The organism is Bizionia sp. (assembly GCF_048259285.1).
GTDB classification, from domain to species: Bacteria; Bacteroidota; Bacteroidia; order Flavobacteriales; family Flavobacteriaceae; genus Algorimicrobium; species Algorimicrobium hallyeonense.
Genome location: NZ_JBLXHU010000079.1, coordinates 1 through 6,203, shown reverse-complemented (window position 1 = coordinate 6,203; position 6,203 = coordinate 1). Strand labels below are relative to the sequence as shown.

8 protein-coding genes are annotated in these 6,203 nt (G+C 32.2%); 2 read left to right on the top strand and 6 right to left on the bottom strand.

Going from position 1 to position 6,203, the window contains the following annotated elements; genetic code table 11:
• Nucleotides 1–236: 236 nt before the first annotated feature.
• The 3 genes from ACN0QX_RS15125 to ACN0QX_RS15115 form a co-directional block, all read right to left on the bottom strand.
• On the bottom strand, nucleotides 237–743 hold the full coding sequence (locus tag ACN0QX_RS15125) for a hypothetical protein (RefSeq protein ID WP_417198155.1): 507 nt from the start codon (nucleotides 741–743) through the stop codon (nucleotides 237–239).
• Between the two features lie 145 nt (nucleotides 744–888).
• Nucleotides 889–2,133: an adenylate/guanylate cyclase domain-containing protein gene (locus ACN0QX_RS15120; RefSeq protein ID WP_417198154.1), complete on the bottom strand. Its 1,245-nt coding sequence runs from the start codon at nucleotides 2,131–2,133 to the stop codon at nucleotides 889–891.
• 161 nt (nucleotides 2,134–2,294) lie between these two features.
• Nucleotides 2,295–2,759, bottom strand: a complete 465-nt coding sequence (locus tag ACN0QX_RS15115) for a hypothetical protein (RefSeq protein WP_417198153.1) — start codon at nucleotides 2,757–2,759, stop codon at nucleotides 2,295–2,297.
• A gap of 241 nt (nucleotides 2,760–3,000) precedes the next feature.
• Here ACN0QX_RS15115 and ACN0QX_RS15110 point away from each other — a divergent pair, with 241 nt between their 5' ends.
• Together ACN0QX_RS15110 and ACN0QX_RS15105 are read left to right on the top strand one after the other, a co-directional pair.
• Entirely contained in the window at nucleotides 3,001–3,504 is a 504-nt protein-coding gene (locus ACN0QX_RS15110) for an antitoxin Xre/MbcA/ParS toxin-binding domain-containing protein (RefSeq protein ID WP_417198152.1), read from the top strand.
• On the top strand, nucleotides 3,504–3,971 hold the full coding sequence (locus ACN0QX_RS15105; RefSeq protein ID WP_417198151.1) for an RES family NAD+ phosphorylase: 468 nt from the start codon (nucleotides 3,504–3,506) through the stop codon (nucleotides 3,969–3,971). Before ACN0QX_RS15110 ends, ACN0QX_RS15105 begins: the two co-directional genes overlap by 1 nt.
• Before the next feature lie 168 nt (nucleotides 3,972–4,139).
• On the opposite strand, the gene ACN0QX_RS15100 is transcribed toward ACN0QX_RS15105, so the two are convergent.
• From ACN0QX_RS15100 to ACN0QX_RS15090, 3 genes are all read right to left on the bottom strand, one after another.
• The gene (locus ACN0QX_RS15100; RefSeq protein ID WP_417198150.1) at nucleotides 4,140–4,892 is read right to left on the bottom strand and encodes a DUF2321 domain-containing protein; all 753 of its coding nucleotides are present in this window, start codon (nucleotides 4,890–4,892) and stop codon (nucleotides 4,140–4,142) included.
• Nucleotides 4,893–5,084: 192 nt separating this feature from the next.
• Nucleotides 5,085–5,543 (bottom strand): hypothetical protein, encoded by a 459-nt coding sequence (locus tag ACN0QX_RS15095; protein WP_417198149.1) that lies wholly within the window; start codon nucleotides 5,541–5,543, stop codon nucleotides 5,085–5,087.
• A 3-nt stretch (nucleotides 5,544–5,546) separates the two neighbouring features.
• A complete protein-coding gene (locus tag ACN0QX_RS15090; protein ID WP_417198148.1) occupies nucleotides 5,547–5,966 on the bottom strand; it encodes a hypothetical protein in 420 nt (139 codons plus the stop codon).
• Between the last annotated feature and the right edge of the window lie 237 nt (nucleotides 5,967–6,203).

The following is a 6,203-nucleotide window of genomic DNA, read 5'->3' as shown; positions in this document are numbered from 1 at the left end:
AATAAATAATCATTCCGCCAAAATAGTCGGTAATATTCCAACATATCATTCCGACTACAGAAATAATAGTTAAGATTTGAAAGGTTTGTATTTTGCTCAAATTTGGTTTTTCAAATTACAGGTAACGGTCTCGTATAACCGTCAGTTACGGGATTAAAGTTAATGATTTTCGGTTTAGCACAGACGTTAGCAATTCCGAGTGGATTCGGACGAAGTCGAATCCGCCGTAATTGCGGTTATACATTGTTGGCATTAGTAATTTTAATTCTTTTTTTTGTTTTTCCGTTGTCAGATATTAAAGTCAGTCCATTATTTTCATCCTTTTCCATAGTCCAATGAAAAGACTTTATTCCAGTTTCCAAAACTTTGTTTTTATTTTTTAATCGGTCGTAATAAGTCAAGTCATTATCCGCTCTAGTAAGGACTCCGCTTTTAATCGGATTTGAGTTCCATTTTTGCAGATAAACTCCGTTTTCTGTTCTAAAAACCCAATCTCCATAAAATTCTTTTCCGAACACATTTTTTGGTTCCGTTTTAATGTGAACAAATGCAGGTCCAAATCTTAATTCACCAGCATATTTGCTCAATATTTTTAATTCCGAAAACGAAGTCAATATTGACCATTCATTTTTCTCGTCAGCATACGAGTCATATTCCGCATTTTTGTCAATCCGCTTTTTTTGTAATAGAAGGACAAGGACTAAAATTCCAAGGATTATATATAAAATTGTCGATGTTTCCATTATTAATGCCAACGGTCTCGGCTATGAGTAGTTGCGTGGTTTAGCGGTTAATTTTGCAAGTACGCACCAAACTGAAAATCCGCGAGGATTTTCATAAGTAGGCGAGAACAAGCAATTACTTATAGCCATTGTTGTGCACAGTAATTTACTTTATAATTATTTCCATTTGGTCTTTTTCTACTTGCCAAGCTGTTGTAACTCCAATTTGGCCTTTGGCATCCTTTGGGTCAATTTTGATTTCAGTCAATTTAAAACTTCTGATAAATTCAGAATCGAAATCATCTAGTTTGTGATAAAAACGATTACTCATCAATATTCCATTTATTGAGCAGTTTTTCTCGAGACGTGCAGCGAAATTTATTTTATCTCCAATAAAAGTGACTTCAAAATCTTCTTTGCCAATGTTTAGAGCATATATTGGTCCCGAAGCTATGCCAACTCTTGTTCCACTTTCAATTTCTTGGTCAAGTTTTTTTTGATAATCATTTAATAAGCTTTCTCCCAACAAAATTAATTCAGCACAGAATTGAGTTGCTTTTTTATAATTTGATGGGTCTTTTTCGGGATAATTAAAAATAGCGAGCACTGCATCACCTATAAATTTGTCAAGTACACCGCCATATTTAAATACAAGTTCTTTAGCATTTGTGTAATATTTACTCATTAATTCATTTAGTTCTTCTGGGTCTGAAGCGGATACAAGTGTTGAGAAGTTTTTAATATCAGTTAGGATAATAATGGCATCGTCAATTTTACTTCCAAATTTCAATGATTTAGATATCTTTTCAGAGTCATTTTCTAGATTTGAAATAACCTTATCTGGAAATTGTCTCCTCAATGCAAATCTTAAATCAGCTTTATCAATCTTACCTTGACTTACGTTTTTTATATTCTCATTAAGATATTTCGTGATGTTTTTGAAGTCAGGGTCTGAATAAAAACTAGAACCGATGTGCTCTTTATTATATTTTTCAAATTTTGATGTTAATGCAGCAATTTGCAGATTTAAGAGAGAGTTTCTAATGTCATCAGTAAGTTCTAAATTCAGATTTTGTTTTTGCAAATACTGATTAATTCCCAACCAATTAACCTTGGTTTTGGAATCTTTGAAAACATTTTTGAAAAGCTTTATTTGATTTGATTCAGGTTTTTCAGGTGTTATAAGATAAAATTCATTTAGGTCATTATAATTGGAAATTATATTTTCAATGTTTTGGATTGTTTTTAGCGTTACATTTTGATTCTTAACCTCAATAGCAATCTTTTCGTCATTTTTACCTCTAATTAGAAAATCAAATTTTGCTCTATCTGAAGGTTTTGTAACAACTTTCTTTTTTAATAAGTCAAATAATGACGATAATACTTCTTCAATTAAAAATGATTCTACCATTTTGTTTTATTATTGTGCACAACGGTCTCGTATAACCGTCAGTTACGGGATTAAAGTTAATAATTTTCGGTTTAGAACTGGCGTTAGCAATTCCGAGTGGATTCGGACGCAGTCGAATCCGCCGTAATTGCGGTTATACATTGTTGTAAAACGTTTTATTCCTACCAAGCAGCTCCACAATTCCCTTCATTATGAAATTTTATTACTTTTCCATTTTCGAAAAATTTGAAGAATAACTCATCTATATAGCAACTTTGGTTTGATAAATTAAGCAGATACCAGGTATCATTTTTGAATTTCATAGGTAAAGTATCTAAAAAGACCATATTGGTATCAATTCTCCATTTCCATTCAAACTCTTTTTCTCCATTAGCCTTTTTAAAATGAAAAGTCCGATAAGATTCTTTATCACTTAGGTCTTTATGTTTTGAAATATAGTAAGCAGTTGAAATCCTTTCGTATTCGGTCGGCTCTCCAGAAACATTGAATTCAGACACTTTTATTTCACTTAAAGCAAATCCGTGGTCAAGTCCGAATCGAGATTCCAGTTTGTCCTTACTTATTTCATAACTATTTTCACAGCTACAAAGATTAATCAAAGTCAATATGATTACTAGTTTTCTCAAATGTTTTACAACGGTTTTGTATAAGCGTCAGTAACGGGAAAATACACGAGTATTTTCCGCTGACGCATTAAAGATAGCAAAACGAGATGGATTTCCGATTGAAAATTCTGCCGTTATTGCGCTTATACGTTGTTGGCTGTAGTTTTTACTTTGTTAACCATTTTTAAAAATAAGTTAAAGAAACTAGTATAATTTAAATATTATTGTATATTTACAATTAAACAGATGTAAAAATACAATTATGGCTGTAAGAACAAAATCTACAAATCCGTCAAAAAAAGAAACTAAGGTTAGTGTTAGAGTTGCAAGAAAAGGTAACTCTCCGGTTAGACATTCTAAGTTTTCTCCATCTTGGGTTGTTATTCACTCCAAAGACGCTCCTGGGTTTAAACTTGAATTAATTGACCGAATTCGAGAAGGTGTAAAGAAATCTGATTGGAAACAATTAATACAATATACTGATTCTACCGAAAAAGAATTTGAACATATTCTTCCAGCTTCAATAAGTAGTATGCAAAAGAAAACCGTTTATGGTAAAGAGACTTCAGAGCGTATTTACGAATTGGCAAAACTTTTTGGCTTGGGATATGAAGTTTTTGATACTAAAGATGATTTTAAAAGGTGGTTAAGAACACCATCTAAAGCGCTTGGAAATAAAATGCCATTTGAGTTATTGGATAGTAGTTTTGGATTCGAATTAGTAGAGAATGAAATCGTTAGAATTCAATATAATGTCTATAGTTAATGATAGTCTACAGAGTTGCGAATCTTAGGTATAAAGATACGACTTTATCAGGTATTGGTGCTGAAAAAGTTGGTGGTAGATGGAATTCTATAGGAACAAGAGCTGTCTATTGTTCTGAAAATATTTCATTGGCTTTATTAGAATATTATGTTCATTCTGAAGACATATCCACCTTGCCGAAAAAGATTTTAATAGCAAAAATTGAATTTCCGGATGATTTAATTATTCAAGAGCCAGAGGAAATACCAGATTCTTGGAAAGAATATCCCTACACTTCCGAAACTACCAAAATTTTCACTGAGTTTTCCAGAGACAGAAATAATTTCGCTCTTAGAGTTCCATCTACAATTATAGGATTAGAATCTAATATTATTTTAAACCCATTGTATAAAGACTTTGGTAAAGTAGAAGTAATTGAATTCTTTGAATTACCTATAGACGAAAGACTTAAAAAGAAAACTCGATAATGATTCTAAATTTTGGTTGCTAAAATTACAGCCAACGGTATCGGCTATGAGTAGTTGCGTGGTTTAGCGGTTAACATTGCAAGTACACACCAAACTGAAAATCCGCGAGGATTTTCAGAAGTAAGCGAGAACAAGCAATTACTTATAGCCATTGTTAGCTGTAGTTTTTTAATGTCCTTTTGGTATTATTTTAACCTTTACTTTCATCTCTTTCGAATCATCATTTAGGTCATTTTCAATTCCACGTGGATTATTGATATAACCTTCAGGGTCATAGACAAAGCAGTACAAAACTTTACAGTCAGGATGTGTTTTGTATTTGGCAATATCAATAATTAGTTGTTCTCCCAATTGTTTTGATTTTAAGCTACTTCTGGTTTTCTTTATTTCAATCACAATTTGCTCTTTTTTAAGCAAAAAGTCAGAACGTGTAGAACCTCCTGCATAACTTGGATTCCATTCCTCATCCCGAATGTCATCGTAATATATTCGAAGTAAAGAGTGAAAAAGGTCTTGAGTATCATATTCGTCTTTAATGTCTAAAGTTTCTCTATCATCATAGCGTTGTCTTAACTGTTTGGCAACCAAATGAAATCGGTCCATTAGGGTCTCAAGTAAGAAAATATCATTTCTGTCATTAGTTTTAATATTTTCTTTGATTTTCTGTTTTTTTGAACGCCAAGGAAAATCCTTTCCACAATGTTTACAGATGTCAGGAACTGGTGTAATTCCTCCTGAAAGGTCAATAACATTTTCAAGTATGTAATCTCCTTGTATATCATTTCCACAATTTGGACAAGTCTTAAATGTTTTTGCACCACAAGTAGTACAAAATGTTTTATTGAAAGACGGACTACTGTAATAAGAGTCATTGACTCCATGTCCATTTTCACACACTAAATAAGCATCATATTGTCCCATCTATTTTTTTTGTTCAAATTACAGCTAACGGTTTTGTGTATAGCTCGTTGCGGGAAATCCGCGAGGATTTTCCGCCGAAAACCAAAGATAGCAAAATTGCAATGAATTCCGATTAGGAATTCAGCCGCAATGAGCTATACACGTTGTTCTACGCAGTTTTTTATTCCGTTTTTATTGTCAAAATTCATAACTTTAAGAAAAATGTTTTTGAATGTTATTTAATTTTTCGTGCATTGGTGAATGGTCAATTATTCCTCTTTCAACTCCAGTTTCCTCAAGAGCAAGTCTTTCGAAAGGATTTGTATTATCCTCAACTTTTAGTAATTCAGCAATTTTTTCGTCGCTAAAATATCTGTAACTGTTTTTCGCACTTTGATATTTTTGCTCATTAATGTGTAATTCTTGCGTAAGTCTTTGATTTTCCTTTCTTATCTCTGATTTGATTTTTGCAGTTTCTACACCTTTTTTTGCGTTTTTAAATAAGTTGTCGAAAATATTATAGAAAAGAAACGTTAATCCGACTATCAATCCTAAACCAACTACAACTCCCAAAAATCCATCAAAAATTGCACTTCCTCCAATTGCACCAGCAATAATTGAAGTAACTATTGCTGCACAAATAAATGCTAAAATACCTTTTAATCCTTCCATAAATTATTGTTTTATATAAGTTATACTTGGTTCTCCATCTGACCAATTGCTAAAATTCATTGTATTGTCATCAACTTTGAAAAAATATAAGTCATTTGGGATAGAAGTTCCTCCAGAAGTTAAAATCCACTTGAATAGATAAAATTCGGAAGTATATTCTTGTTCCGTTGTTATTCCTGCAAATTCTTTGTCACAATAAGTTTCTCTTAAATCTCTGGAAATGTCATAAGTGAATTCAATAATATTATTTTCCGAAAAAATATATTTGTTTTCCTCAACATCTCCATCATAATGTATCCAAGTTCCAATTAGCCAATCAGGTGGATTTATACAACTTTGGTTGTCAGAATCGCTGTCATCATTATTAGAGCAAGAATAAAGCAGAACTAAAATTAATAAACTAAAGATTTTAAATTTTCTCATAATTTCGATTTGGTTCAAATTGCGTAGAACGGTCTCGTATAACCGTCAGTTACGGGTTAAAGTACGCAAATTTTTCGGTTTAGCACTGACGTTAGCAATTCCGAGTGGATTCGGACGCAGTCGAATCCGCCGTAATTGCGGTTATACATTGTTGCCAGTAGTTTTTATTTCAAATCCTCAATAGCATCCATAAAATCGAATTCGTGTACTAAAGAGATTTTGTGTCCATTTTTTCTC